This is a genomic window from Alcanivorax sp. (genome assembly GCF_014762765.1).
Lineage (GTDB): Bacteria > Pseudomonadota > Gammaproteobacteria > Pseudomonadales > Alcanivoracaceae > Alcanivorax.
Map to the genome: position 1 here is coordinate 1 of NZ_JABURH010000178.1, position 24,710 is coordinate 24,710.

17 protein-coding genes and 1 pseudogene are annotated in these 24,710 nt (G+C 59.6%); 12 read left to right on the top strand and 6 right to left on the bottom strand.

The annotated features are described in order from the left end of the window. From HUJ17_RS12945 to pelG, 3 genes and pseudogenes are all read left to right on the top strand, one after another. Positions 1-582, top strand: a pseudogene (locus HUJ17_RS12945) (hypothetical protein); the annotation flags it as partial. Then, positions 560-2,080 carry a GT4 family glycosyltransferase PelF gene (gene pelF, locus HUJ17_RS12950; RefSeq protein WP_290511082.1) on the top strand — a complete coding sequence of 507 codons (1,521 nt, stop codon included), beginning with the start codon at positions 560-562 and terminating at the stop codon, positions 2,078-2,080. The pseudogene HUJ17_RS12945 and the gene pelF, both read left to right, overlap by 23 nt. Beyond that, a complete protein-coding gene (gene pelG, locus HUJ17_RS12955) occupies positions 2,080-3,450 on the top strand; it encodes an exopolysaccharide Pel transporter PelG (RefSeq protein WP_290511083.1) in 1,371 nt (456 codons plus the stop codon). The genes pelF and pelG overlap by 1 nt, the downstream gene beginning before the upstream one ends. Positions 3,451-3,939: 489 nt before the next feature. Here the strand turns inward: pelG and HUJ17_RS12960 are convergent, their stop codons facing one another. Then, positions 3,940-4,977 carry a DUF3080 family protein gene (locus HUJ17_RS12960; protein WP_290511126.1) on the bottom strand — a complete coding sequence of 346 codons (1,038 nt, stop codon included), beginning with the start codon at positions 4,975-4,977 and terminating at the stop codon, positions 3,940-3,942. 131 nt (positions 4,978-5,108) lie between these two features. Here HUJ17_RS12960 and HUJ17_RS12965 point away from each other — a divergent pair, with 131 nt between their 5' ends. Further along, positions 5,109-10,697 (top strand): MG2 domain-containing protein, encoded by a 5,589-nt coding sequence (locus HUJ17_RS12965; RefSeq protein WP_290511084.1) that lies wholly within the window; start codon positions 5,109-5,111, stop codon positions 10,695-10,697. A gap of 303 nt (positions 10,698-11,000) precedes the next feature. Here HUJ17_RS12965 and HUJ17_RS12970 read toward each other — a convergent pair whose 3' ends face one another. Further along, entirely contained in the window at positions 11,001-11,849 is an 849-nt protein-coding gene (locus HUJ17_RS12970) for a metal-dependent hydrolase (RefSeq protein ID WP_063509994.1), read from the bottom strand. 130 nt (positions 11,850-11,979) lie between these two features. On the opposite strand from HUJ17_RS12970, the gene HUJ17_RS12975 reads away from it, so the two are divergent. Then, positions 11,980-12,381 carry a hypothetical protein gene (locus HUJ17_RS12975; RefSeq protein ID WP_290511085.1) on the top strand — a complete coding sequence of 134 codons (402 nt, stop codon included), beginning with the start codon at positions 11,980-11,982 and terminating at the stop codon, positions 12,379-12,381. Here the strand turns inward: HUJ17_RS12975 and HUJ17_RS12980 are convergent. Both HUJ17_RS12980 and HUJ17_RS12985 read right to left on the bottom strand, forming a co-directional pair. Beyond that, a complete protein-coding gene (locus tag HUJ17_RS12980) occupies positions 12,359-13,918 on the bottom strand; it encodes an MFS transporter (RefSeq protein ID WP_290511086.1) in 1,560 nt (519 codons plus the stop codon). The genes HUJ17_RS12975 and HUJ17_RS12980 overlap by 23 nt on opposite strands. 353 nt (positions 13,919-14,271) lie before the next feature. Then, the gene (locus HUJ17_RS12985; protein ID WP_366471181.1) at positions 14,272-15,240 is read right to left on the bottom strand and encodes a triacylglycerol lipase; all 969 of its coding nucleotides are present in this window, start codon (positions 15,238-15,240) and stop codon (positions 14,272-14,274) included. Between the two features lie 274 nt (positions 15,241-15,514). Between HUJ17_RS12985 and HUJ17_RS12990 the strand changes: the two genes are divergently transcribed. After that, positions 15,515-16,189, top strand: a complete 675-nt coding sequence (locus HUJ17_RS12990) for a TetR/AcrR family transcriptional regulator (protein ID WP_290511087.1) — start codon at positions 15,515-15,517, stop codon at positions 16,187-16,189. Between the two features lie 31 nt (positions 16,190-16,220). Next, positions 16,221-17,246, top strand: a complete 1,026-nt coding sequence (locus HUJ17_RS12995; protein ID WP_290511088.1) for a lipase secretion chaperone — start codon at positions 16,221-16,223, stop codon at positions 17,244-17,246. A gap of 122 nt (positions 17,247-17,368) precedes the next feature. Here the strand turns inward: HUJ17_RS12995 and HUJ17_RS13000 are convergent, their stop codons facing one another. After that, the gene (locus HUJ17_RS13000; RefSeq protein WP_290511089.1) at positions 17,369-17,884 is read right to left on the bottom strand and encodes an outer membrane beta-barrel protein; all 516 of its coding nucleotides are present in this window, start codon (positions 17,882-17,884) and stop codon (positions 17,369-17,371) included. 106 nt (positions 17,885-17,990) lie between these two features. Between HUJ17_RS13000 and HUJ17_RS13005 the strand changes: the two genes are divergently transcribed. Further along, a complete protein-coding gene (locus HUJ17_RS13005; RefSeq protein WP_290511090.1) occupies positions 17,991-18,596 on the top strand; it encodes an HAD family hydrolase in 606 nt (201 codons plus the stop codon). Here HUJ17_RS13005 and HUJ17_RS13010 read toward each other — a convergent pair. Further along, complete coding sequence (locus tag HUJ17_RS13010) at positions 18,571-19,947, bottom strand: alanine/glycine:cation symporter family protein (RefSeq protein WP_290511091.1); 1,377 nt, start codon at positions 19,945-19,947, stop codon at positions 18,571-18,573. The two genes, HUJ17_RS13005 and HUJ17_RS13010, sit on opposite strands and share 26 nt — an antisense overlap. A 120-nt stretch (positions 19,948-20,067) precedes the next feature. Between HUJ17_RS13010 and HUJ17_RS13015 the strand changes: the two genes are divergently transcribed. From HUJ17_RS13015 to HUJ17_RS13030, 4 genes are all read left to right on the top strand, one after another. Beyond that, positions 20,068-21,396 carry an SLC13 family permease gene (locus HUJ17_RS13015; RefSeq protein ID WP_290511092.1) on the top strand — a complete coding sequence of 443 codons (1,329 nt, stop codon included), beginning with the start codon at positions 20,068-20,070 and terminating at the stop codon, positions 21,394-21,396. Positions 21,397-21,531: 135 nt separating this feature from the next. Next, positions 21,532-22,440 carry a TraB/GumN family protein gene (locus tag HUJ17_RS13020; protein ID WP_290511093.1) on the top strand — a complete coding sequence of 303 codons (909 nt, stop codon included), beginning with the start codon at positions 21,532-21,534 and terminating at the stop codon, positions 22,438-22,440. Positions 22,441-22,855: 415 nt separating this feature from the next. Continuing rightward, positions 22,856-24,079, top strand: a complete 1,224-nt coding sequence (gene zigA, locus HUJ17_RS13025) for a zinc metallochaperone GTPase ZigA (RefSeq protein ID WP_290511128.1) — start codon at positions 22,856-22,858, stop codon at positions 24,077-24,079. Beyond that, positions 24,076-24,705 carry a DUF1826 domain-containing protein gene (locus HUJ17_RS13030; protein WP_290511094.1) on the top strand — a complete coding sequence of 210 codons (630 nt, stop codon included), beginning with the start codon at positions 24,076-24,078 and terminating at the stop codon, positions 24,703-24,705. Before zigA ends, HUJ17_RS13030 begins: the two co-directional genes overlap by 4 nt. The last annotated feature ends 5 nt before the right edge of the window (positions 24,706-24,710 follow it).

Here is a 24,710-nt window from a genome sequence, read left to right on the forward strand (position 1 = left end):
ATGCTGGTGCTCAAGGATATGCCCGGTCGTATTACCGGGCGACTGTTGCGCGATTCGCTGGGGGATTCCTATGAGGATCTGCGGCTGCTTGCCTACGGTATTCTCGACCAGAAGGAAAAAGCCATCACCCGTGATATTGATCGAGCGCTGCAGTTACTGGAGCGGGCCAGGGAGTCGCGCCGCTATCGGCTTGCCCGACGTCTGGCGGAGTTGTACTGGGAGCTGAGTTATCAGGACCTGGTGCGTGGCGACATCATGACCTTGACCCTCGAGCGAGCCACTTTCTACGCCGATATGGGGCTGATGGAATCTCCCGAAGATGCCGGGCTATGGTTGTTGCGCGGGCGTATCAAGATGAGTCAGGAAAACCTGGGTGAGGCTCAGGAGTCCCTGGTCTTTGCCCGCCGGCTGGGATTATCACCGGCCCAGGTGAACCCCTGGCTGGCAGAAATTGCTTTGCAACGTCGACAATTGCCCATGGTGCGTTTGCTGATGGAACAAATTCCCGAGGGCAGCCAGTTTACTGCCCTGAATAAATCCGTGGAGTACTGGAGGGGCTATGGCGCTGCCCAGAGCGGATAAGGCGGACATCTGCCTGCTGCTGGAAGGGACGTTTCCCTATGTCAGCGGCGGGGTGTCGAGCTGGGTAAACCAGATTATCCGTGGTTTTCCCGAATACACCTTTGCCTGCTGTTTTGTCGGTAGCCGCCCGGAAGACTATGGGGAAATGAAGTACACCCTGCCGGACAACGTGGTGCATCTGGAAGTCCATTATCTGCATGACTTCCAGCGTGGGGCACAGAAGAAACCGCAAAAGGGTGACGTGGAGGCATACCATCGGCTGCGCCGTTTTCATGAGCTGATGCGTTCCGGGCAGCATTCCCCTGAACGGGAAGAATTGCTCGGCAAGACGCTCGATGGCCTGGGCGAGGGCTGTTGTTATTCCGAAGAGTCCTTTTTGCACAGTAGGGCAAGCTGGGATTTCATCTCTGATGCCTATCGCCAGTACAGCCGTGATCCTTCCTTTGTGGATTATTTCTGGACCGTGCGCATCATGCATGCGCCCTTGTGGGTGCTGCATGATATTGCCAGCAACCTGATCCCGGCGCGTATGTATCACACCATATCCACCGGTTATGCCGGTTTTCTGGGGGCCATGCTGAAACGTCGCACCGGCAAGCCGTTGCTGCTTTCCGAACATGGCATCTATACCAAGGAACGCAAGATCGATCTGTTCCAGAGTGAATGGATCAGTGATAACCGCGGCCTGGTGGAAAAGAACAATGCGGAAATGGCGTACTTCCGCGAGAAGTGGGTGAACTTCTTCACCGAGCTGGGCCGTGAGTGTTACCAGTCATCGAACCGCATCGTGGCCCTGTACGAACGTAACCGGCAACGGCAGGTGGAAGACGGCGCCCCCGCCGAACGTACGCTTAATATTCCCAACGGCATCGACCTGCCGCGTATGGAAAAAGTCCGTGCCGCCAGGGGCACCGAAATCCCCCAGACCGCCTGCCTGATCGGCCGGGTGGTACCCATCAAGGACGTGAAAACCTTCCTGCGTGCCATGCGTACCCTGGTCAACGAGATTCCGGACGCGAAAGGCTGGATTGCCGGTCCGGAGGATGAAGACAAGGAATATGCCGCGGAGTGCCGCTCGCTGGTAACCAGCCTGGGCCTGGAAAAAAACGTGGAGTTTCTTGGGTTTCAGAAAATCGACGAGTTGCTGCCGAAAGTGGGTGTGATTGTACTCAGCTCCATCAGCGAAGCCTTGCCTCTGGTGTTGCTGGAAGGCTTTGCCGCAGGTGTGCCGGCGGTGTCCACGGATGTGGGCTCCTGCCGTCAATTGATCGAAGGGCTGGATGAAGAAGATCGGGCGTTCGGCAAGGCCGGTTCGGTGGTTGGCATTGCTGACCCGGAAGCGTTGGGTAAGGCGGTGGCGACGTTGCTCAGTGATTCGCAGGCCTGGCACGACGCGCAGCAAGCCGGTATCCGCCGGGTGGAAACCCTGTACACCCAGCAGCAGATGTTCGGTTCCTACCGTGAGCTTTATCAGGGCCTGCTGGAAGGGGATATCTGATGGCAGGTATCGGTTTTGAGCTGCGAAAACTGCTGCGCAAGGATACCTTGCTGGGCCTGATCCGTGCCTATGCCTATGCTGGCGTAATCAGCTCCGGGCCCTGGGTGCTGTCGATTATCGGCATCCTGATCATTGGTATTTTCAGCCTGGGGGCGGTGGTGCCGGATATTGCCGTGTCCCAGTTCCAGGTCACGGTGACCTATCTGATTGCCATCAGCCTGGTACTGACCGGCACTGTGCAATTGGCGTTCACCCGCTTTTGTGCGGATCGTGCCTTTGAGCAGCGCGAGGATCTGATTCTGCCCAACTATGGTGGTGTCACCCTGTTGGTCACGGTGATTTCCGGCGTGCTGTCGCTGTTGGTGGCTCTGTTCCTGTTCCCGGAACAGAGCATTCTGTTCCGGGTACTGATGGCGGCCAGCTTCGTGGTGTTGTGCAATATCTGGATCGCTACCGTGTTTCTGTCCGGCATGAAGCAATACAAGGCCATCTTGCTGCTTTATGCCCTGGGTTACGGGATTACCGTGGTGGGAGCCTTGTTGCTGCGCTTTCTCGACCTGGAGGGGCTGCTGCTAGGGTTTCTGCTGGGGCAGGTGACATTGCTGGCCGGCATGCTGGTATTGATCGTTCGCGGTTATCCGGCGCGCAGCATGGTGTCCTTCGAGATGTTCGGTCCTCGTTATCTGTACCCCAGCCTGATGCTTGTCGGGCTGTTCTATAACGCCGGAGTATGGGCGGACAAGGCCATGTTCTGGTTCTACAGCGGCACCGGCAGCGATGTGATCGGTCCGTTGCGTGCCTCGCTGATCTATGACATCCCGGTGTTCCTGTCCTACCTGTCGCTGATTCCCGGCATGGCCGTGTTTCTGGTGCGCATGGAAACCGATTTCGTTGAGTATTACAGCAATTTCTACGATGCGGTGCGCGAAGGGGGCTCGCTGTCCTATATCGAGGACATGCGCAACCAGATGGTGTTCGTGATCCGTCAGGGGATCTTCCAGATCCTCAAGATCCAGGCCATCTCGGCGCTGGTGATCATGGTGGCCGGCGCCCAGATTTTCGCGGCCCTGGGGATCACCGATCTCTACCTGCCGTTGCTGAAAGTACAGCTGGTAGCCACGGCGCTACAGGTGGTGTTCCTGGCCATCATCAACGTGTTCTGCTATCTGGACCAGCGCCGCATGCTGGTACTGCTCACCGGCCTGTTTTTCGTGCTCAACGTGATCTTTACCGGCATCAGCCTGTACCTGGGCCCGCAGTTCTTCGGCTTCGGTTTCCTGCTGTCGCTGGCAGTGTGCGTGATGTTGGGGTTGTGGCTGGTGAACCGGAAGATGGGGGAGCTGGAGTACAGCACATTTATGCTGCATTGATTGATATAGCCGCTAACCTTTCTGGAATCCCCGTAGGAGGGTAGCGGAGTAACGCACGTTGTGCAGTGCGGCCCGAAGGGTGAGCGTAGCGAATAATGCCTCTCGAGGCGCGAACCGAGTGCAAGCGAGGTGACGCGACAGAGGTCTAGAGCTGTCGGTCATTCTTTCTGAAACCTGTCGAGCCTTGATATTCCTGATTGCCCTGCGGGCAATGTCCTCGCTAGGGCGAGGATCGCGCCTCAAGCGGCGCTCCTACAGCGGCTACGTAGCACCCTGTGAGTTCCCCCCCAAAAAAAACGGCGCCATAAGGCGCCGTAATAGTTTGGCTCGGGAGAGCTATCACGGAGTAGAAACTCCGGAGTCGATGGATGGGACCTCATCGACGCCTGGCATTATGTGGACAGTTGTTCGCCGAAACATTCGCTTTGTAGACTTTCTGTTTAGCCCGCCAGGTCAATTTTTGCACGAAAGTGCATATAAGCCCGCCAGTCATGGCTTCCCCGGCATCAGTCCGCAGGCGCCCAGGTGCTCCTGCCACAGGGTCACATGGCGCTCCAGGGCAGTCTCCATGCGGCTTTCCACGCCATTGTGGCCGAAGTAATGGCGGTGCCAGCGGGTGAAGGCGGCGGGTGGCGAATCCAGCAGACCGTTCATCTGTTCGAGGCTGTCAGCCAGTGACTGGCGCTGGCGGCGGCTTTCCGCCAGGGCCTGCTGCACCCTGGGGCCCCACACCTTGTCCAGCACATTGCGCAGCCGCCGGGCCCGGGTGCTGGCCTGGTTGCGGGGGCAAAGGCGTTGCGGATCAATGCCCTCCAGTAGTTGGTTACCACGCTCCAGCTCACGCAATGAAAGCGCCATGCGCCGAAGCAGGTAGCCGCCGGATTGATTATGGGCCAGGGTTTCCAGCAGCGGCTCCAGCTTCAGCGGTGTCACCGCGCCGCTCTGTTTGTGGGCGACCAGGGTGTGACTCAGTTGCTGCAGGCTCTGCAAGGCAGCGCTGGTGTCGCCGACATTGGCGGACGGAGACTGACTGAAAAAGCGCCGTATTTCCTCGCTGCTGGCAAGCACATTCCAGTACAGGGCCGGCAACGCGGCTTTCTTTTCGGCCACCACCTTCGACATGATCTTTACCAGCTCCTGGTCCTCCAGGGCGTCTTCTTCCAGGCAGGCGCGCGCCTGTTGAATAAACGCCAGTTCATGATTGAGCCGTAAGGAATCCGCCTGCAGCTTGCCCAGAGCGCTGTTGCGCTGGCTGATCAGTTCCATCAGGCCACAGTGGCGCAGTTCCAGATAATCGAGCAGGTCCACGCGGTGTTCCGGCAGTGGCAGCCGTAACTCTCTGGCACCGGGATAGGTCAGCAGGGGAAGTGGGCCCCGTGCGGGAAGCTCCTGTCGGCTCAGTCGGGCAATCCGGCTAAGGTAATCCTCCCATCGCGCTTCATCCGGGTCCTGCGGGGCCAGCCACCCGATGACAAGCAGTGAAGCGATGGCCAGGGATGCCAGTACCCAGCCGGCTTTTTTCTGCATCACGACGGCACTCCGATTGGTGTGCTGTTTGAGTTTTGCCAAACCGTTGACACTGCGGTGGATCTGCCCACGCATTGCGGAACGGTTGTGCTATGTTTGGCCTGATCATTAATTTGCATTGGAAGCGCATTATGTCAACGAGGGGATTGCCGTTTTTCCGGTTAGTGATGCTGTTCTTGGCATTATCACTGGGCGCCTGTGATACCGGAGAGAAGGGGGCCACCGACTCACCACCCAAACAGGATAAAGCCGACACGCAAACCACTCAGCGCGCGCCGGCACAGCTGGATAGTCGCTGGCAGACTCACCTGGCGTCTTCCCCCTCCGGGGTGATCAGTGCCCGGGCCCCGTTGGTGGTGCGTTTCAATCACCCGGTCATTGCGGCAGACAAGCTTGACCAGCCGGTCTCCGGTGTCGCCCGGCTGGTGCCGGAAATACCGGCGGACATTCGCTTTACTGCCGAAGACCGGCTGGAAATCCACCCCTCGGAACCACTGCCCGCCGGTGAAAACCTGACCCTGATGCTCTATGCCCAGGGTCTGAACGGTGTGGATGAAACGCTACCCCCGGCAGAATTCCCCCTGCAGGTCATGCGCCAGCAACTGAGCCTGACCGTGCAATCCCTGCTGCCGGCGGATGATGGCGAGCAGATGGTGCTCACCGGCAGCCTGGAAACCCGGGATCTGGCAGACGAAGAGAGGGTGGAAAAAAGCCTGCGCGCCAGCCAGGACAATCAAAGCCTCCCGGTAAGCTGGGAGCACGACAAGGCCGGCTTGCGCCATGGTTTTACCGTATCCGGTATCCGCCGGGGCGACCAGGCCAGTCAGGTGACCCTGGGCTGGAATGGCAGCTCGCTGGGCGTGGAAAATCAAGGTGAGCGCCATTACAACGTCCCTGCGGTAGCGGCCTTCGAAGTCACCAATGTGCGGGCAGTGAACTACCCGAAACCCCATGTGGAAGTGAATTTTTCCGAGGCCCTGCAAGGCTCCCAGAACCTCAACGGCCTGGTCACCCTGAATGGCAAGGCGCCACGCCTGGAGGTGGACGGCAGTCGCCTGCGGGTCTACCCCCAGGATGACAAGGAAGAGAATGTGGCACTGGTGATCGACGCCGGTCTGCGCTCCGCCAGTCATGGCCGGCTGGCGGAAAAGCTGGAAAAAACCATCACCCTGATGATGACCAAGCCCGGTGTGCGCTTTGTCGGCAAGGGCACCATCCTGGCGGATGGCAAGCAGCTCAGCGTCCCTTTTGAGGCCGTCGGTATTCGCTCAGTGAAGGTGCAGGCCTTCCGGGTGTTTGACGACAATATTGGCAATTATCTGCAGGGCAGTGAGCTGGATGAGGGTGACATGGATACCCGCACTGGCCGCTATCTGTGGCAGAAAACCCTTGAGCTTCCCGCCAACGGCGACGGCTGGCAGCGCTATCATCTGGATCTGACCGAGCTGATGGCCAAACACCCCAATGGTCTGGTCCATCTCACCCTGACCATTGATGGCGACGACATCACTTATACCTGCCCGGACAATGCCCTGACCCGTGAGACAACCCTGCCGGACAACTACGAAGGCCCGGGGCAGGAACAGGACCAACCGGACCGGTTGGCGGATTATTACCGTGATGCCGGCTACCTGAGCTGGTACGAACAGGACAACCCCTGTTCCGACAGTTACTACCGCTATAACGACCTGGCCTCCAGCACCCGTGCCTTCCTGGCTTCCAACCTGGGCCTGATCGCCAAGCGCGGCCAGGACGATACCCTGCACGTGGTGGCCACCACCCTGGACAACAATGAGCCCGCCGCCGAGGTGGTGGTGAAGGCCTACAATTACCAGCAGCAACAGGTGGGCATGGGCCTTACCGATAAAGAGGGCATGGCCAGCCTCAAGCTGGATGGCACGCCTTTCTATCTGCAGGCAGTAAAAGATCGCGACACCGGTTTCCTGAAAGTGGCCCGCAACCGGGCCTTGCCCACCAACCAGTTCAACACCAGCGGCCAGACCGTGCGCGATGGTCTGAAAGGGTTTTTCTACGGGGAACGGGATGTGTGGCGCCCGGGCGATGACATCCACCTGACCTTTATTCTCGAAGATAAAAACGACGTGCTGCCCGACGACCACCCGCTCACTCTGGACTGGTTCGATCCCCGGGGTAACAAGGTGAAAAGCTACAGCCTGGATCAGCCGGTGGGGGACTTTTATGCCTTTACCCTGAGCACCCGCGAAGACGCCCCCACCGGTAACTGGCGCGCCGTGGCCCGGCTGGGGCAGCGCTATTTCGATACCCCGGTGCGGGTAGAAGCCATCAAGCCCAACCGGCTGAAGATTGACCTGGAACTACCCGAGCAGCTTCCTGCCAATGAAGCGGCGCAGGTGGGCCTGTTTGCCCAGTGGCTCAATGGCGCCACCGCCGCCAATCTGAAAGCGGATGTGAAAGTGCGGGTGGCGGCGACCACGACCCGCTTTGATGGCCTCAATGCCTATCATTTCGATGACAGCACCCGCGCCCTCAGTAGCGAGCCCTTTACCGCCTTCGAAGCCAATGTGGACGGGCAGGGCAAGGCCCGCTTCCCGCTCACCATCCCGGTGGAACAGACCCCGGGTATGCTGCGCGCTACCCTGACCACCCGGGTGTTCGAAAACAGCGGTGATTACAGCACCCAGGTTCGCAGTGTGCCGGTCTACCCCTTCAAATACTGGGTCGGCATGCAGGTACCGCAGGGCAGTGGTTGGGGCGGTGCGTTGTCCCGTGATGGCAAGCACCCGATCGACCTGATCAGCGTGAACAGCCAGGGCAAGCCGGTGAACGGCCGGCCGCTGGATATCACTATCTACGAAATTGACTGGCGCTGGTGGTGGGACCGCTCCGGCGACGACCTGAGCAATTTCATCAGCGACCCCAATACCAAGGTGGTTACCCAGGCACAGCTGACCACGGATGCACAAGGCCGGGGCCAATGGACGCTGGATGGCAACAACTATGACTGGGGTCGCCACCTGATTCGCGTCTGCGATCGACAAAGTGATCACTGCTCCTCGCAGACCGTGTATCTGGGCTGGAGCAGCGACCAGGCCAGTGGCAGTCAGGATGCGGCTACCCGTTTGTCCCTCTCTGCGGACAAGGAAGGTTACCAGGTGGGAGAGACCGCCCGGGTAGAACTGCCTGCGGTCAGCGAAGGCCGCCTGTTGGTGAGCCTGGAAAACGGTTCCCGGGTGCTGGATCACTACTGGCTGCCGGCCAGTGGCCAGGCTCAGACTTTGGAGATTCCGGTGACTGCCGAGATGGCGCCCAACGTGTATGTGCATGTGGCTTTGCTGCAACCGCACCAGCGCGACAACGACCGGCCCATCCGTCTGTACGGTATCGTGCCGTTACTGGTGGAAGACCCGGCCACCCGATTGCAGCCACAGATAAGCGCGCCGCAAAAAGTGAAACCGGAAGAAAGCTTCACCGTGGAGGTCAGCGAAAAGCAGGGCAAGGCCATGACCTATACCCTGGCGCTGGTGGACGAGGGCCTGCTTGGCCTCACCAACTACCGCACCCCGGACCCCCACGGCGCCTTTTATCGTCGTGAGGCCCTGGGTGTGCTCACCTGGGATCTGTTCGACATGGTGGTCGGTGCCTACGGCGCCGAGCTGGATCGGCTTCTGGCCCTGGGCGGCTCCGATGGCGCCGATGATGGCCGCGAAAAACAGCGGCGGCGTTTCCCGCCGGTGGTGAAATTCCTCGGCCCCTTCACCCTGGATGCGGGTGATAGCGGCACTCACGAGATCAGCCTGCCGCCCTATATGGGGCAGGTCAGGGCCATGGTGGTGGCCGGTGACAATGGCGCCTACGGCAAGGCGGATCAGGACATCACCGTGACCCAGCCACTGGCAGTGCTCAGTACCTTGCCGAGGGTCATGGGCCCGGGAGAAACCGTGGATTTGCCGGTAACGGTGTTCGTCACCGACGACGCGGTGAAGCAGGTCACGCTGTCCGTGCAGGCAGATGATGACCTGTTCAGCGTGGAAACCGGTGAGGCGGCGATGACCTTTACCGGACCGTCGGACCAGATCGCCATGCTGCGCCTGCGCGCCAACGACCGGGTAGGCACCGGCTCGGTCACGGTGACGGCCACAGGGGGCAAGCATCGCGCCAGCGAAACCGTGCACCTGCCGGTACGGGCAGCCAATCCGCCCACCACCCGCGATACCTTCAAGGTGCTGGAGAAAGGGGAAACCTGGGCGCTGGATTATCAGCCCCATGGCATGACCGGTACCAACAGCGCGACATTGGCAGTGAGTGCCCTGCCGGCCATGGGGCTGGAGCGACGGTTGAATTATCTGCTGCGCTACCCCCACGGCTGCGTTGAGCAAACCACGTCGTCGGTGCTGCCGCAGTTGTACTTGAAACAGCTGGTGCAACTGGATGAGCAGCAGCAACAGGAGATCCAAACGAACGTTACCGCCGGCATTGAACGGCTCAAGCGCTTCCAGCTGGCCAACGGCGGCTTTGGCTACTGGCCCGGCCAGGCCCAGGCCAATGACTGGGGGTCTACCTATGCCGGGCACTTCCTGCTGGAAGCCAGAAGGCTGGGGTATGCGGTGCCCGCCGGCATGATGGATGACTGGGTCGACTACCAAACCCGTCGTAGTCAGACCCTGGGGGATCGTCCCTGGGAATGGAGCGCCGAGGCCTATCGCCAGTACACCCTGGCTCTGGCTGGTAAGCCCCAGGTGGGTGCCATGAACCGCCTGCGTGAGCGCCTGCAGATGGCGAAGCAGGATTATCCCCGCAGCGCCAGTTACCACAGCGGTCGCTGGTTGCTGGCGGCGGCTTATCAGCAGATGGGGCTCAGCGATGTGGCCGCTGAACTCACCACATTGAATGTGGATGATCTGGACTATGACGGTGCCAGTTACACCTACGGCTCCTCCCTGCGTGATCAGGCCATTCGCCTGACGGTGGCTCAGGCTCTGAATCGGGAGCAGGAGGCCTGGTCGCTGGCCCAGGACATGGCCGATCAATTGTCCGGGCAGAGCTGGTACAGCACCCAGACCACCGCCTGGTCACTGATGGCCATGGCCCGTTATGCGGGCAGTCAGGGGGGCGATCATGGTTACCGCTTTGCCTGGCAGGAAGGCAAACAGGGCTGGCAGGATATTGCCGCCACCTCGCCGGTCACCCGCCAGCCGCTCAACGCCGGCGGCCGGGAAGGGAATGACAAACAGTCGCTCAGCGTGCGCAATGACAGCGACCGCAAGCTGTTCGTTACCCTCAGCCAGACCGGTACCCCGCTACCGGGCAACGAGGCGCCAGTGAGCGAAGGCTTGAGTCTGGCCGTACGGTTCCTGGCTAATGACACGCCGATCAATCCGGCCCGCCTGACGCAGGGGCAGGATTTCACGGCGCAGGTGACGGTGACCAACACCGGCTCCCGCTTGCTGGAAGATGTGGCCCTGACCCAGATTCTGCCGTCCGGCTGGCAGCTGACCAGCAGCCGTCTGGATGGCAGTGCGAGCAATAACGAGAAGGTGACTTATCAGGATCTGCGCGACGACCGGGTGATGCATTACTTCGACCTGAAGCCCGGCAGCAACAATGCCCTGACCCTGAGCGTGGACCTGAACGCCTCTTTCGCCGGCCGTTTCTACCTGCCGGCCTGGACCGTGGAAGCCATGTACGACGGCCGCCGTCAGGCCCGCAGCAAAGGCCAGTGGGTGGAGGTGAAAAAGTAGAGGCCGTAAAGGCAATGGATCTACCACAGAGGTCACAGAGTACACAGAGGAAAAACAGGCTCTGTGAACGCTGAATCTCTGTGGTGAAGGTCCTGCTTGCGGGGCTTTTTTCGTGGTACGAGACACCACCCTCATCGCGTTGATTATGCGTGACAGGTCGGGCAGGTGGTGGATTACGCCTGCGGCTAGTTCTCCCTACCCAGCCTGCGATGTGAGGGGGCACAGAGGTTTAACGATTTTTCTCTGTGAACTCTGTGCCCTCTGTGGTGAAAACCATACCAGGGAAAGCCTTACCCGGCACGCTCAGGCGGCTTCGTTTTTCTGATAGCCGTCCGCATCGCCGATCAGGCTATCCATTTCTGCCAGAAATTCCCGGTTGTCGTGGTCCCAGGGGTGGAAGCCCGGCTTGAACCAGTCCAGCCAGGGAATCACCACCCGGCGCAGGCCGCCCGGTTTCAGCCACTGGAACTTGAACGAGAGCCACCAGCCTTTCAGATTGAACAACTGGCCTACCTTCCAGGTGTTGATCAGGTAGAAGGGATAGAACAGCGAGAAGAAAATGGTGGTGGCCAGGACCAGGCCCACACTGCGCAGGGCCCACGCCTTAATGCCGGTACCGAATACGGTCTGGTACACATCAAAGGCGACCGCCTTGTGCTCGGTTTCTTCCAGGGCGTGCCAGTGCCACAGACGCTGGTAGGACTCATCCGAATCGTCGATCAGGTCCGGCTCACGCAGCAGGATGTCGGCGAGAATGGCGGTCAGGTGTTCCAGTGCCACGGTGGCGGAGAGTTGCAGAGCATTGGGAGTGTATTTGGAAATCACATCCAGCAGTTTGGAAACAATGGCTTCCTGGGTATCCACCGGCAGCCCGGCTTCCACCATCTTCTGGTTGTAGTCCTCATGCTCGCGCCCGTGCATGGCCTCCTGGCCAATAAAGGCTCGCACTGCTTCCTGCAGCTCCGGGTCGTCAATGCGGTCGCGATACTTGCGCACGCTATTGATGAAGAAACGCTCGCCTTCCGGGAAAAACAGCGAAAGCGTGTTGAAGAACTGGGTGACCGTGGGGCCCCAACTGTGCCAGTTGAGTACCTTCTCATCCGGAACATGAAACTTGAGATTCCGGCGAATAGGCATGATGTGCATTTTCATTGTTATACCACCTTTTCTCCAATGATCCTGTCATCCACTTAACGCCTGTTGGCCGAAAATTACAATTCCACTGTGACAGTAGGTAACGGAATTGGAACAATGGGTTTTAGCTAGCTGATAGAGGTCGGCAATGACGGGAAAATGGCGTCTATTGTTAAGCGCTGTAGTGTGTTTGGTAGCGATTGCCAGTGCCTTCCACTTTCTGGTGATGGAGCGACATGGGGTACCGGACAGTGGTATCCGGGTGGTGGAGCACGGCAATGACGAGGGCGGCCGCGACTGGGTGATTCGTCTTTACCAGAGTGGCAGTCGTCACCATTGGCAAGCCAGCGGAGATGGCTATGCCGTGGCAATTGACCGCCTGGGCAAGGACAGCTTTTCTCTCGATATCGCCTACGGCAGCAGTGGTGACAGGCGCCACAGAATTCGCCAGCAGGTGCGCTTGCACGAAGGCCCCACCCTGGTGGCGGCCTTCGGTGCAGGCCCGAGCGAGGCCGGTGACACCCGGGTTATTGTTGATCGGGTGAAGTAGGCGGTGCCGGCTCGGCGTTTGCGGCATCGTCCGGAGTGCGGTTGTGCAGCATCACGGCTACCAATACGGCGGTCATCGCCAGAATCCCTGCACCAATGGCGGAGTTGGTATGCAGTGCCAGGCTGAAGCCCTCCCGGGCGGCGGCCATCACCGGCGCGCCCAGCTCCGGGCCCAACTGCGCGGCGGCACCGATGGCCCCGCCCAGGGTATCCCCGGCAGCCAGTGACAGCTCCTCAGGCAATCCCGCAGGGAGCTGTTCCAGCATATGTTGCCGGTACACGGCAGCGCCAATACTGCCGATCACTGCGATACCCAGCGCCATACCCAGTTCCGTGGCGGTTTCCGAGGTGGCCGACGCCGCACCGGCTTTGCGTGCCGGTGCGGCGCTGACCACCATGTCGGTGCCCAGGATCATCATCGGCATCACACCCACGCCCATCACGGTCATTCCCACGATCAACAAGGGAATCTGGGCGGGACTGTGCACCAGCAACAGAATCAGCAAACCGGCGGTTGCCATCACCAGCCCGGCGCTGACCAGCTGCCAGTGGGGCAGATAACGGGTCAGTCGGGGGATCAGTAACGAAGCTGCGGTTTGTACCAGGGCAGGCGGCAGCATCACCAGTCCGGCCTCCAGTGGCGACAGGTCGAGGACTCCCTGCAGGTACTGGAATACCATCAGCCAGGCGCCGGACAGGGCCAGAATGGTCAGCATCATGGCCGCCACCGAGGTGCTGAAGGTACGAATGGCAAACAAGGACAGATCAAACATGGGCTCGGCCAGCCGTCGCTGGCGACGGACAAACAGCACGCCGATCGCGAGGCCCAGCGCAATGGACAGCAGCGGTATCAGTGATGCCCCGTTACGTGCCATGTCTTTCAGACCGTAGATGACCGCCAGTACCATGGCCACCGACAGCAGGGCGCTGGTCCAGTCCTGGGCGCCGGCTTCCTCATCACGAAACTCCGGCAATAGCAGCGGTCCGCACACCAGCAGCAACAGCATCACCGGTACTCCCAGCAGGAACACCGAGCCCCACCAGAAGAACTCCAGCAGCGCACCCCCTACCAGCGGGCCAATGGCGCTACCGACGATGAAACCGGTCATCCACACGGTAATTGCCACGGTGCGTTCCTGCTCCAGCTGAAACATGTTTCGCAGCAGCGACAGAGTAGAAGGCATCAGGGTGGCCCCGGCAATGCCGAGTAGCGCGCGGGTGGCAATCAGCATTTCCGCACTGGTGGCAAAGGCCGCCAGGGCTGACGCAACGCCAAAAGCGGTGGCGCCGGTCAGCAGCAGCCGACGACGACCAATGCGATCACCCAGTGTGCCCATGGTTACCAGAAAGCCGGCGATCATGAAGCCATAGATATCTAGGATCCACAGCAGCTCGGCGCTGGTGGGTTTCAGGTCGGCGCTGAGATGGGGGGCCGCCAGATGCAGCACGGTCATATCCAGTGCCAGTAATACGGTGGGTAGCATCAGCACCGTCAGTCCCAGCCACTCGCGACGGGTGGCGGCTTGGGGGGTGGGCATGGTGTCTTCCTCGCAACAGGGAATATTACGTAGTCGTTCCCGGCGCATGTTCTTCGACACGGCAGCGGGAATTAATGAACCCTAATATCTCAACTTCACTTGAGGTCAAGCTGGCCGCGCAAAAAATGCAGCCGACCAGTATCGTTGCTGACAATTGGCAAAGCCAGTGTCGATCGCATGACAGTGTGACGCTTGCCCGGGAAATAGCGCCGAGGTCGGACAGATTGCGTAGGGTGTACTGAGTCCTGCGCCCTGGATTGCGCTGGCGTTTGCGAAGGACCAAAGAAAAGGGCGCCGTGAGGCGCCCTCAAAGAAACTGCTCTCCCATTACTTTTTCTTCTTGTTTTGCCAATTCAGAGTCCCCGGTTTTTAAGCCGGTTGGCATGCTGGCGGAATACCGCCGCAGGATTGGTTTCGAAAGGGCTGACCAGGCCTGCGATCTGGTTAACTTCATCCAGATGGTTCATTCGATAGTCATCGCGGATCACCAGCCCCAGATGACTGGAGCAGCTGGACACCAAGCCATCGTTCTTTTCGCCCAGGTAGAGCAGGGCGAGCAGGCCCATGCCGGCATCGCTGATATCCAGCGCATTGGTCAGTGGCTTGGCGCCGGACCAGGAGTAGTAGCGCACGCCGTTATCTGCCACTTCTGGCGCGTGGCCACAGGCGTCTTCCGGCAACCCTTCCGGGTGATGGCTGTTGAATTCGGTGCTGCCCGGAGTGGACAGGGAATAAAGGGCTGCCAGCGAATCCTGCTCGTAGCCGCCACCGGAAATCAGGTCCAGGAATCCGGTTGCCGCATTGACGATGCTGCCGAGGACATCCCCGGCCAGTGGCAGGGCTTCCTGTATCCCGAGTAATACATCGGCCATACGGGCGCCGGTGTGGGGGCCGGCCACGGCGGTGGCTGATGCCACATAGTCCGGATACACCGACGCTACATAGCGAACGGTCGGGCCGCCATGGCTGTGGCCGATCAGGTTCACTTTTTCCGCACCGGTGGCTGCAATAATGGCTTCCACCTGACGGGCCAGCTGCTCGCCGCGCACCTCCGTGCTGTTGGCGGCGGCCACTTGGGTGACATATACCTCGGCACCGCTACGGCGCAGTTCCTCGGGAATCCGGTACCAGTAGTTGTAGCCGGCAATGTCGTCAAAGCCGAACAGGCCGTGGCTCAACACGATGGGATAACGGGTTTCGGTGTAGGTGTCCTTGAACAGCCAGTCAAACCAGCCCGCATGGGCGGGAAGGCTGATAGCTGACAACAGCATACAAAGAGTTAGACTGAGCGCGCGTAGGGGCGCTCTGCGGGATAGAGTCATTGGCATCACCTTGTTGTTTATTGTTATCGGCGCTACTGCCGGGTCTTCGCCGAGCGCTCCCTGGTCGGGAGTGGGTTCACCTTAAAGGAACCGCGGCGATTAATTAACAGTGATGTTAATATTGATTTGTTATAAGCGGGCAAGAGCACGCTGTTAACTGTGCACGGCATTACGAAAAAAGTACTGTTTCTAATAAATTATGGGCTTGTGGGGCTGATGTCTGGTCAGTGCGACAAGTTGTAGTAAGGTAACACCGGTGTTAAGGGTGATAAGTATGCAGCCTGGTTCAGGGCAAAAGAAACGGCGGGGAAGGCCTGCCGGAAAAACCGGGGACACCCGTGAACGCATTATTGATGCGGCCCGGGAGGTATACGGGGAGTATGGCACCTATGGCACTACAGTGGCGCTGATTCTCAAGCAGGCACAGGTGTCGCGGCCCACCTTCTATAAATATTTTTCCTCCGCCGTGGATGTGATCGACGAGATTGTTCGCCACTGCAATGAGGACGTGGAGCGGTTGTTCGTAAAAGTCTTCGAACAGCCACAGAAAGAATTCTATGACTATCTGCCCATGGCACTGAGCGGTTATCTGAACTGGGGCCGCTCGCAGGGGTTGCTCATGGAGGCAAGATTTCGTGAATTGCATGATCGCTCATCACCGGTTTCGCGGTATCGCGATGAACATAACCAGCGCATCGTTGCCATTCTGCACGCCAGTATGGTCAAACACGGTCGGATACCTCCGGATGATCTGGCGCTGACATCTCTGGTACAGGGCATCGAGCATCTCGGTTACCAGTTTTGCATGCAGGCCGAACACACCGAGATGCCCCGTTATATTGAGGTCATGGGGCGTTTGTGTATCGCCATGCTGGGTAACCGGCACGATTGGCAAGAGATGATGGCGTCACCCTTCTTCAGTCGTCTGCTGGGCCTGGAGGACAGTTAGGAATTCAAAGAACAACAAAAAGGGGATAACCATGGAAAAACGCTACCTTGTGGGTGTGGTGCTGCTTGTATTGATGGCGGCATTACTGATCTGGGGGTTGCCGGGAGCATCTGAGCAGGACAGCCCGGCAGATACGGCAACGGACACCGCCGGCGCAAGGGTGTCTGAGCCTGCACGTCCAGGATTGGCTGACACCGCTGGCTACGATCATTATCGCCAGCGGGCCAGCGAATTGGGTCCGATGCCGACCTCCTTGAGCGGCACCAGTGTGGACGGAGACCTGCAGGTCTCTGCCAATGGTGATCTGCTGATCAATCCGGCTATTCGCCAGGTATTTGATTATTTTCTGACGGCGTTGGGTGAAGAATCCCTGGAGGATATTCAGGCCCGTCTGGCGGGGTATCTGTCAGACCAATTGCCTCCGCAGGCTGCGCGACAGGCCTGGGCGCTTTACGAGCAATACATGGCCCTGCGCGACGCCATGGAGCAATTGCCGGAACACGATGGCAGCGTCACGGCCATGCGTGCGGCCATTAGCCAGCGCCATGATATGCAGCAGGCCTATCTGGGGCCGGAAGTGGCTGATGCCTTCTACGGGCTGGACATGACCTACGACCGTTACATGATCGAACGACAGGCATTGCTTGAGGATGCCGATCTGTCGCCTGCCGAGCGCGAGCAACAGCTGGCCAACCTTGAGCAGAATTTGCCCCAGGGCATGCAGCAGATGCTTCATGACACCCGCGCGCCAGTAAAACTGGAACAACGTACCCAGGCACTGCGAGAGCAGGGTGCCAGTGAGGCGGAGATCAGGGCATTACGGGAACAGACTTTCGGGGCCCAGGCCGCGGAGCGCTTCGAGGCGTTGGAGCAGCAACGGCAAGAATGGGATCAGCGCTACGGGGCGTATCGTCAGCAACGCGAGCAGCTGATCAACAGTGGCCTGTCACACACGGATCAACAGGTGGCTCTGGCCCGGCTGCAGCAACAGCTGTTTGAAGAGAACGAGTTGGCCCGGGTGCAGGCCCTGGACCGGATGCATGCCCAGACACCCTGACCGGTTACCCGCAGGGACTTGCTTGCAAGCGAACCTCTGAAAAACGTCATTTCTCATGTGGGAAGCGATGCAAGTATCGCTTCCCACAGAGCGTCAGGACGGTTGGGAATTTTTATAGGCCCCTAGAAGTGGTAACGCAAACCTGCGCCGACCATGTCTACGCCCGCATCGTTATCGAAATGCACGAACTCACCATAAACGTACAGCTTGTCGAGCAGGTCCACGGTGGCACCGACCCCGCCGAAGGCATCCGTGGATGAGTCGTCATCGTCTCCGGCGGCATTGCGGATATCGAAGTCCGTATCCGCTACCCCGGCCTTGCCGTACAGGCCCACCGGACCCAGTTCGAAACTCAGCAGCCCCGCCAGGGTGACAGCGCCACCTTCGATTTTGGTGCCGTTGTCCGCTTCCTGTTCACCGAAATCATAGTAGCCCACTTCCGCGCCGATCAGTTCGATGGGACGCCAGCCAAGAAACAGGGCGCCGGTGGTGTCGTCGTCGTCAAAATCCACGTTGTCGATCTTTTCATCCACGGAGGCGTTGTAAAGACCGCCACCGATATATATCCCGCCGGCACTGGCGAGCGGCACCAGTGACAACAAGGTCAGGCCGGTGAGTGCTTGTCCAAAGCGTTTCATAAACATCACTCCCTAATGAATCAGAATGCCAGTATCACCCAGATTTTGTGTGGTGGATAGCGGCCCTTGTTGCCGGCTTCACGCTTGAGCGGGGTACACTACGTTGATGAAAATACCTGACCCTGCAGCCCTGTCATCGATACAGGGACTGATCTTCGATCTGGACGGCACCCTGGTGGATTCGCGTCTCGACTTTACCGCCATCCGCCGCGAGCTGACCTGCCCGGATGGGTTGGGTGTGCTGGAATATATTGCGTCACTGCCTGAACAGGCGCGCCAGGCTGCGGAGCAGATTGTTCTGCAGCATGAACGTCGGGGCGCCGAACGGGCGGAATGGATGCCTGGTGCCCGTGACTGCCTGCAGTATTGCGAACGCCGTAACCTGCCCACCGCTATTCTTACCCGCAATGCCCGGGAAGTGGCGGACCTGACCCTGTCCCGTCTGGGTATCCGGGTGGACATGTTGCTGGCGCGAGAGGACTGCCCGCCAAAGCCGGCGCCGGATGGTCTGCTGCATATCGCCAACGCCTGGGGACTGCCTCCTGGCAACCTGGTCTATGTGGGAGACTTTATCTATGACCTGCAGGCCGCCCGTCGGGCCGAGATGATCAGCTGTTTCTACGATCCCCAAAAAACCGGCAAGTATCAGGCAGAAACGGACTGGCACCTTACCGGTTTCGATCAGCTTACTGAGGTGCTTGCGACGACTTGAGGTATCGTCGCGCTGCCTGATTCACCTTCGGTGCCAGCAGCAGGGCAGAGGTCATGGTCGGGATCGCCATCAGCGCGTACATGGAGTCAATCAGGCTGACCACCAGTTTCAGTGATGCCACCGCACCCAGTACCACCAGTACCAGATACCACCAGATGTAATGGTGCTGGTATTTTGCGCCGATCAGAAAGCCCAGGCATTTGCTGCCGTAGTACCAGAAAGTAAAGACAGTACTCAGGCTCAGCAGAGAGACCAGCACCGCCAGAATGATCCCGCCACCGTGGGGAAAGAGGTCGCTGAAGGCGTTGGCGGTGAGGGTAACACCGTTACTTTCACCGCTTTGCCAGACGCCGCTGATCAGAATCACCAGGGCAGTGCAGGTGCACACGATCAGCGTATCGATTACCGGCCCAAGCATGGCAACCATGCCTTCACGGATAGGCTCTTTGGTCTGTGCGGCGCCATGGGCCATGGCTTCGGTACCGATGCCGGCTTCGTTGGAAAACGCCGCCCGGCGGATGCCGGTAATGATCACGCTCCCCACCACGCCGCCGGCCACGGCATTGCCGCTGAAGGCGTCCTCGAAAATCATTACAAAAGCGGCGGGGATTTCGCTTGCATGGCTGATTAGCACCACAGCGGTAAGCAGCAGATAGCCCGCCACCATCGTCGGTACCAGCATGCCGGTAACCCGGCCCAGCCGGGGCAGTTTGCCCAGCGCCACCACCATCACTACCAGCGCCAGTCCCAGGCCAACCATCAGGTCAAACGTGAAGTGGGCATCATCGCTGGCCAGGCCGGCGGGAATCGCCAGGGTGTCGCGCAGCACCTGTACCAGTTGGTTGATCTGGAAGATCGGCATGGTGCCCAACAGGCCGGCCACGGCAAAGAAATAGGCCAGCGGCAGCCACTTTTTCCCCAGCCCTTCGCGCACCACATACATGGGCCCGCCTTGCCACTGGCCTTCACTGTCCTGACCGCGGAACATCACTGCCAGGGTGCAGGTATAGAACTTGGTGGCAATGCCGACAAGGGCGCTGATCCACATCCAGAAAATCGCGCCGGGTCCGCCCATGGCGATGGCAATGGCCACCCCGGACACATTGCCCATGCCCAGAGTGCCGGACAGGGCGGTGCTCAGGGCCTGGAAATGGGAAAGCTGCCCGGGATCATCCTGGTCCGGTTTACGCCACAGCAGGCGCACGCTTTGCGGCAGGTAGCGGTAGGGCAGCAGGCGGGAATAAAACAGGAAGAACAGACCGCCGCCTACCAGCAGGACTACCAGCGGTGGCCCCCAGAGAAAACCGACAACCTGACCCATGGCCGTTTCGAGTTGTTTAATCGTATCCATGGGGCCTAACCCTAGCATGCCGGTACTGTGAGGTCAGGGAGAGGTTGTTCCAGTGTGGACACTGGTTATTACCGCAGGCAGTAAGTAAGCTCGGGCTGAACCGGCAACAGAATAACAACCATGCGATTCCTGTTGATTGCCATGGCCGTTGTGGCCGCTGTAATGGCATACCTTCTCCCTGCTGACCCCAAAATTGGAGCCGGGTTGGCCCTGTTTGTGCTGATCGGCCTGCTATGGCTCAGTGAAGCCATTCCGCTCACGTTTACCGCGCTGCTGGTGCCGGTGCTTGGCGTGGGTCTGGGATTGGCGGACCTGGATCGCGCGCTGGCCGGCTTTGCCCATCCCGTCGTGGCACTGTTTCTGGGAGGCTTTGCCCTGGCGGCGGCGCTGGGCGAGCACGGTATTGATCGTTGGCTGGCGCAACGATTGCTCACCCTTGCCGGGGGCAGGGCGTTGCCAGCGGCGTTCTTGCTGGCGGTGACCACAGCACTGCTGTCCATGTGGATCAGCAATACGGCTACCACTGCCATGCTGTTACCCATCGCCCTGGGTTTGTCTGCCCCCCTGGCCGACAGCCATCCCCGTTACCGGATATTTCTGCTGCTGGCCCTGGCCTGGTCCGCCAATATCGGCGGCATGGCCACCCTGGTGGGCAGCCCCCCCAATGCCATTGCGGCAGCGGCGCTTGGCTGGTCATTCAACGACTGGCTGGCTGTGGGTATCCCTGCGTTTCTGTTGCTGTTTCCGCTGGCCCTGCTGGTACTGTTTTACACCACCCGCCCGGAAGCCAATCTGCCAAGAGTGGATGTGAAAACCAACCTGCCTTTCCCGACCTCCCCCGGCGCGATAATGACGCTGGCGATTTTTCTGCTGACGGTGGGGTTATGGATCCTCGGTGCACCGCTGGGGGACAGGTTGGGCATCGAGACATCCTTTGATAGCTGGGTGGCCTGCATGGCCATTGTCCTGCTGGGGATTAGCCGTTGCGTGAGCTGGCAGCATATTGAAGCGCATGCGAACTGGGGCGTACTGCTGTTGTTTGGAGGCGGGATCACGCTGTCCATGCTGCTGCAGAGTTCCGGTACCAGTGCCTGGCTGGCAGACGGTATCAGTCAGGTGCTACCTGGCGGACAGCCCTGGCTGGTGTATCTGGTTATCGCATCCTTCGTGATCTTTCTCACCGAGCTGGCCAGCAATACCGCCAGTGCCGCCCTGCTGGTGCCGCTGCTGATGCCGGTGGCCTCTTCGGTGGGCGCCGACCCGGTCACTGTTGCCCTGCTGGTAGCGTTTGCCGCCAGTTGCGCCTTCATGCTGCCGGTGGCCACACCGCCCAATGCCATGGTCTACGGCAGCGGACATGTCCCACAGAGGACCATGATTCGCGCCGGTATCGTATTGAATCTGATCGCCGCCGGGGCGCTCGGCGGGTTGTTGCCTTTACTGCAATAACGTGACTTTCCGGTTCGCCAGCCCGGGTTTCTTGCAAAGCATCCTCGCATTCGAACCGTTGGAGAATAACCCCAGTATTCTGGGTCGCATCTGTCTTTCTTTTTCACCGCAAGCTGACCACACTGGAAGAAAACAATGGGGGTTGTGATGGGGTTATCGATGATTCGACGGTTTGCGGTGCTGGTGGTTGTGCTGTCTCTGGCGCCCTGGCTTCAGGCGGATCCGGTCTGGGAAGTCAGCAAGGATGGCAAACGTATCCGGCTGGGAGCCACCGTGCATTTCCTGCGTCCGGCGGATCTGCCGCCACCGGCCGCCATGCAGCAGGCCTTTGAGCAGGCGGGGCAGGTGTATCTGGAATCCAATTTGTCCGAGTCGGCCACGCCGGCGTTTTCCCGGCGACTGACGCAGATGATGATGCAGCCGTCCGGGCGCACCCTGAAAGATGATCTGTCGGCTCCGGTCTGGCGGCAATTGCAGGATTACTCCGCCCAGGCCAATTTTCCGCTGGTCACCTATCAGGGCTTCAAGCCGGCCATGGTTTCCATGGCCATGACCGTCCATGAGTTGGGCCGCCAGGGCTTTGGCCGGGGGGTGGACGAATTTTATTTCACCCGGGCCAACCAGCAAGGCAAGACACTGGGTTTTCTGGAATCCAGTGATACCTTGCTGTCCTTCATGGCGCAGCTGAATGAAGAGAACAGTGACGCCCTGATCGAGTCCTCCCTGGAAGGCATCGAACACATGGATGGCATGATGGAAGAGGCAATCAGCGCCTGGCGAAAAGGCGATATGGATGCCCTCTACTCCTTGCTGGGTGCCGATGAAATGGAGACCGAATACCCGGGTATCTACCGGAACCTGATTATCGAGCGTAATCGCCAGTGGTATCCAAAAATCCAGCAGGCCATGACCAAAGGCACGCCGAACCTGGTGCTGGTCGGCGCCCTGCATCTGGGTGGTCCGGACAGCCTGCGGGTGATGTTTGAGGATGCGGGCTACCAGGTGGAGCCTTTCAACGCCGGTCCAGAGCAGGGGAACCAGTAAGCTCGTTCAGAGCCCGGGCGAACCAGGTCCGGGTCTGTCGCCTGTGGGGTTCTCCGTACAGAGCGATAACGTTCCGGGTCATGTAGTCATCGGGATTTTCCAGCGCCGCCAGGCGCTGGTGTATGAAGGCTTCTGTCAGAGCCAGTCCGCAAACCTCAGTAATGCAATGCCGCCATTCGCCATAGCTGGCAGGAATCGGGAATGCCATGGGCATGATTTCCGTTTCTGTGATTGTGTTTATCAACTGTTATGTTATAACATAACTTAAAAAGAGGTCCATCATGTCGGACGTGCTCAGTGAAAGGCCCTGATGGCTATGCCCAAGGCTGATTACATGGATGCCGCCCAGCAGCCTGCTAAACCCGGCTGGAAGCCAACGAAAGACACTATGCCCATTCACGAACCGGATGATTTCATGACTACCCAGCAAGCTGCTCCCGCGCGCCAGCTACCCGTTACCGTGTTGTCGGGTTTTCTTGGCGCGGGGAAAACCACCGTCCTCAATTATATTCTCAACAACCGTGCCGGCCTGCGCGTGGCAGTGATCGTCAACGACATGAGCGAGATCAATATCGACGCGGCGCTGGTCAGCAATGAGGTGTCCCTGAATCGTGCCGAAGAAAAGCTGGTGGAAATGAGCAACGGCTGCATCTGCTGCACCCTTCGCGAAGACCTGTTGCTGGAAGTGACCCGGCTGTCCCGGGAGGGGCGTTTTGATTATCTGGTGATCGAGTCCACCGGCATTTCCGAGCCACTACCGGTGGCGGAAGCGTTCACCTTCGAAGACGAAAACGGCGACAGCCTGTCCACGGTGGCGCGGCTGGATACCATGGTCACCGTGGTAGATGCGGTGAATTTCCTGCGCGACTACCGCAGTGCCCGCACCTTGCAGGAAGACGGTGAAAGCCTGGGCGAGGAGGATCAGCGCAACGTGGTGGACCTGCTGGTGGAACAGGTGGAATTCTGCGATGTGCTGCTGATCAGCAAAACCGACCTGGTTAGTGAGGCCGATCTCGAAACGCTCACTGCCACCCTGCGGTTGCTCAATCCGGAGGCTCGCATCATACCCATCAGGCACGGCATGGTGCCGCTGGATGCGGTGCTGGACACCGGCCTGTTCGATTTTGAAAAAGCCCAGCAGGCGCCGGGCTGGCTCAAGGAAATGCGTGGCGAACACTTGCCGGAAAGCGAGGAATACGGCATCAGCAGTTTCAGCTATGAAGCCCGTCGTCCTTTCCATCCGCAACGGTTCTGGGAATTTCTGCAACAGCCCTGGCCCTACGGCACCCTGTTGCGCTCCAAGGGCTTCTTCTGGCTGGCTAGTCGCCCGCAATTTGCCGGCAACTGGAGCCAGGCCGGCGAGATTGCCCACCATGGCCCGGCGGGTCTGTTCTGGAAAACCGCACCGGACCAGCACTGGCCCACTGACCCGGAATACCGCGCCATGATCATGGAAAAATGGCAGGAACCCTTCGGCGACATGCGCCAGGAACTGGTCTTCATCGGCCACAACCTGCAACCGGAAGCCACCCGCAACGCGCTGGATGCCTGTCTGCTCACGGAAGAGGAGATGCTCGCCGGCAAGGAATTATGGCAGCAGCTGGACGACCCGTTCCCGCAGTGGGAGATGGCCGGATGATGGGTGCAAAGACATTGCCCAAGGCCTATGCCGCACCGGGCCTGGTGATGCGCGATGACGCCGGGGTGCTCGCCGATGTGATGCTGGACCCGGTGCAGGTGGCGGTGTGGGATCGCCATAGCCCGCTGGATCAGCAGGTCGTGCAACTGGCCTGCAGGGAGAAACTGGCGGTAAAAAGCTGGCTGGATGTGGCCGATCTGCCAGCCTCCATGAAGCGTTCCCTGCCAGGGGAGGTTTTCGCGCCACTGCGTGAGGACCTGGCGTTGCTGGCGGACATGATGGCTTGTCTGTTCGGTGCCACTGGTGTGGGGCTGAGGGTGACGGCCCTGGAAAAGCCCATGTGCCCGCGTTTCCATGTGGATCGCATTCCCGTGCGCCTGCTGTGTACCTACGGTGGCCCAGGCAGCCAGTGGCTGCCGGCCCCGGCGGTGCCTGCCGGTCTGCTGGTGCCGGGTGTTGAGCAGGAGGGCCGCTATGCGGCTGAGAGCGTGCAACAACTGGAGGCCGGCCAGGTAGCCCTGTTCAAAGGCGACACCTGGCGGGATAATCCGGGCTCGGGTGTGGTCCACCGGTCCCCGCCCGTGTCTCCCGGTCAGCAACGCCTGCTGGTCACACTGGATATATAGGACTG

Excerpts from the sequence above, each read along its gene's own strand:
- HUJ17_RS13020 (WP_290511093.1), top strand. The coding sequence starts at position 21,532 with ATGGGGGTTGTGATGGGGTTATCGATGATTCGACGGTTTGCGGTGCTG.
- zigA (WP_290511128.1), top strand. The coding sequence starts at position 22,856 with ATGACTACCCAGCAAGCTGCTCCCGCGCGCCAGCTACCCGTTACCGTG.
- HUJ17_RS12970 (WP_063509994.1), bottom strand. The coding sequence starts at position 11,849 with ATGAAAATGCACATCATGCCTATTCGCCGGAATCTCAAGTTTCATGTT.
- HUJ17_RS12995 (WP_290511088.1), top strand. The coding sequence starts at position 16,221 with ATGGAAAAACGCTACCTTGTGGGTGTGGTGCTGCTTGTATTGATGGCG.
- HUJ17_RS12990 (WP_290511087.1), top strand. The coding sequence starts at position 15,515 with ATGCAGCCTGGTTCAGGGCAAAAGAAACGGCGGGGAAGGCCTGCCGGA.
- HUJ17_RS13010 (WP_290511091.1), bottom strand. The coding sequence starts at position 19,947 with ATGGATACGATTAAACAACTCGAAACGGCCATGGGTCAGGTTGTCGGT.
- HUJ17_RS13030 (WP_290511094.1), top strand. The coding sequence starts at position 24,076 with ATGATGGGTGCAAAGACATTGCCCAAGGCCTATGCCGCACCGGGCCTG.
- HUJ17_RS12960 (WP_290511126.1), bottom strand. The coding sequence starts at position 4,977 with ATGCAGAAAAAAGCCGGCTGGGTACTGGCATCCCTGGCCATCGCTTCA.
- pelF (WP_290511082.1), top strand. The coding sequence starts at position 560 with ATGGCGCTGCCCAGAGCGGATAAGGCGGACATCTGCCTGCTGCTGGAA.
- HUJ17_RS12975 (WP_290511085.1), top strand. The coding sequence starts at position 11,980 with ATGACGGGAAAATGGCGTCTATTGTTAAGCGCTGTAGTGTGTTTGGTA.
- HUJ17_RS12965 (WP_290511084.1), top strand. The coding sequence starts at position 5,109 with ATGTCAACGAGGGGATTGCCGTTTTTCCGGTTAGTGATGCTGTTCTTG.
- HUJ17_RS13000 (WP_290511089.1), bottom strand. The coding sequence starts at position 17,884 with ATGAAACGCTTTGGACAAGCACTCACCGGCCTGACCTTGTTGTCACTG.
- HUJ17_RS13005 (WP_290511090.1), top strand. The coding sequence starts at position 17,991 with ATGAAAATACCTGACCCTGCAGCCCTGTCATCGATACAGGGACTGATC.
- HUJ17_RS12985 (WP_366471181.1), bottom strand. The coding sequence starts at position 15,240 with ATGACTCTATCCCGCAGAGCGCCCCTACGCGCGCTCAGTCTAACTCTT.
- pelG (WP_290511083.1), top strand. The coding sequence starts at position 2,080 with ATGGCAGGTATCGGTTTTGAGCTGCGAAAACTGCTGCGCAAGGATACC.
- HUJ17_RS12980 (WP_290511086.1), bottom strand. The coding sequence starts at position 13,918 with ATGCCCACCCCCCAAGCCGCCACCCGTCGCGAGTGGCTGGGACTGACG.
- HUJ17_RS13015 (WP_290511092.1), top strand. The coding sequence starts at position 20,068 with ATGCGATTCCTGTTGATTGCCATGGCCGTTGTGGCCGCTGTAATGGCA.